Annotated in this window: 3 protein-coding genes and 1 pseudogene; all 4 read left to right on the forward strand. The window is 34.4% G+C overall.

The window, feature by feature from the left end:
- A pseudogene (locus AACQ14_RS20450) lies at positions 1-329 on the forward strand (hypothetical protein); the annotation flags it as partial.
- A 339-nt stretch (positions 330-668) separates the two neighbouring features.
- On the forward strand, positions 669-983 hold the full coding sequence (locus AACQ14_RS20455) for a hypothetical protein (protein ID WP_339365436.1): 315 nt from the start codon (positions 669-671) through the stop codon (positions 981-983).
- Between the two features lie 42 nt (positions 984-1,025).
- On the forward strand, positions 1,026-1,331 hold the full coding sequence (locus AACQ14_RS20460) for a hypothetical protein (protein WP_339365437.1): 306 nt from the start codon (positions 1,026-1,028) through the stop codon (positions 1,329-1,331).
- A gap of 49 nt (positions 1,332-1,380) precedes the next feature.
- The coding region (locus AACQ14_RS20465) for a ParM/StbA family protein (protein WP_339365438.1) at positions 1,381-2,294 on the forward strand (914 nt) is incomplete at its 3' end.

Consider the following 2,294-nt stretch of genomic DNA (forward strand, 5'->3'; position numbering starts at 1 on the left):
GGCAGACCATGTTGAAAATCATAGGTAATATAAAAGAAGAAATGGTTCAGAACACTGGTGATGATGGAGTGACACAAACAGTTACAGCAAGAACAGGAATAGCAAGGGTGGCAGACGTACAGCTTCCTAATCCAGTGGAACTTGCACCTTTTAGAACATTCCCTGAACTACAACAACCTTACAGTAAATTTGTATTCAGAATGAAAACAGGTCCAGCAGCTGCATTATTTGAAGCAGGTGGAACAGGATGGAGAGTCAATGCAATGGAAGGTATCAAGGAATACTTGTCGGAAGCATTGGAAGGACAAGACGTGAAGATTATTCTTTAATATATGAGGGCTTATGCCCTCACTTATGAAACACCTACACATACAGATTTTAAAATATATACATGCTAGAACAGGATATCAATATGATATCCGATTACATAAAAGGGATATCAATATAATATCTACCTCCCCATTCAGATATCAATATGATATCCCTATGATTGACTAGGATATCAATAGGATATCCAAAAACACAAAAAGGGATATCAATATAATATCTACCCCCTTTCAGATATTAATATGATATCCCTATAGGTTACTAGGATATTAATATAATATCCCCATAAAAGACATTGATATCAATAGGATATCTATGAAAATAGAAAGAAGGGAAAACAAATGACACTATTAACTGGAGAAGCAAAAGAAAGAGCATTGATAGGAAATGACATAGTCGATAATTTATTTCAAGGAGTTGAACTTAACGAAACACTTAAAAGTCTAGAGGAAGTAATACGGACACTTGAATTCATGATTTGTCTTATGGGTGAAAAGGAGCAAATTGAAAAAACAGTCCAGAGAACAGAAAGTGTTTTGAGTGTAATCAAATATATTCTAAATAAAAATAAGGATTATGACATAAGCAGTATGGTTGAAATAATAAGATACGCAAAATCTTATTCAGCAAACATCAAAGATTGGAAGAGTAATTGAATATTAGAATATAACAATATACGGATGAAAAGGAGAGATATCATGAATAAAATAAACACTGATCAGATAAAAGATAAGACACAAACAGTAGATGATAATAGTAATAACGCAGATAGATATTCACAAGTTGAAAGAAAAAATACAGGCACAAGAAAAGAGTATGAAAACAACATGCACCGTACTTATGCATACAAAAATCGTGGACTGGAAATTAAGATTGATACAATGGAAATCCTCTACGAACAATTAAAAAAGTTAGAAGAGGATTTACAAGGATTACATGATGAAAAAGCATATCGAACTTTAGAAATTATGGCAAAACTTGGAAAAGCGATACTTCCAGATTAGTTCATAAAAAAGATATCAATAGGATATCCAACAAGGGAGGAATAGATAGATGGAATACATCATTTCAGTAGATGCAGGTAAACACGCTACCAAGTGTGTAGGAAGAAAAGTCACTCAGACCAAAGACAGACAGGTATTTTTTAACACAAGATATTATGACATGGATAATGGAGAGATGGAAGTCTATGGTGAATCATATAAGGTGAAATACCAAAACCATGAATACATAATCGGAGAGCAAGGAGAATTATATGATACCACCACAACAAAGACTTCTCTTATACATAAATTAGCTACACTGACAGCTATAGCAAAGATAGCAGGTGAGGACACTGATCCAACTGTAATATTGACCATTGGTTGTCCAACAGCCATCTACAAGAACACTAAGCTAAAAGAAGCTTACAGAAAATACATCTGTGATGATAACCCCATATCAATAACTCTAGATGATATAGCTTATAACATCAACATAGAAAAAGCCATAGTCAAATGTGAAGGTAGTGGAATAGTCTACCTAGAACCTCATACATTCGTACATCAGAGAGTGGGAATATTGGACATTGGTGGTAGGAACATGAACTTTGGAATATATGACAATCGTGTTCCAGTACCAAGTAGTCTATTCTCCAACAATAACGGTGGCTTAGTACTTGAAACCATAGTGAGAGAAGATCTATCAAGTCACTATGGAGAAGACTATGACCTTGCAACAGCTGTGAACGCTCTAAAAAACGGTGGAATCATAATCAATGGAGAACTACAAGAAGACAGTGCAAAACTAGTAAGCAGCTCAATAGACAACTACATAACCAACTATATACTAAAACCAATACGAGAAAAGAATATCAACCTATCAACCATGACAGTCATGTTAATAGGTGGAACAAGTAAATTCATCTTAGATCATATAAAAAAATACTTACCCCATGCCAAGATATCTAACCAAGATACCCAGTGGGC

The sequence above is a fragment of the Vallitalea maricola genome, assembly GCF_036985595.1.
Taxonomy (GTDB): domain Bacteria; phylum Bacillota; class Clostridia; order Lachnospirales; family Vallitaleaceae; genus Vallitalea; species Vallitalea maricola.

Excerpts from the sequence above, each read along its gene's own strand:
- AACQ14_RS20455 (WP_339365436.1), top strand. The coding sequence starts at position 669 with ATGACACTATTAACTGGAGAAGCAAAAGAAAGAGCATTGATAGGAAAT.
- AACQ14_RS20460 (WP_339365437.1), top strand. The coding sequence starts at position 1,026 with ATGAATAAAATAAACACTGATCAGATAAAAGATAAGACACAAACAGTA.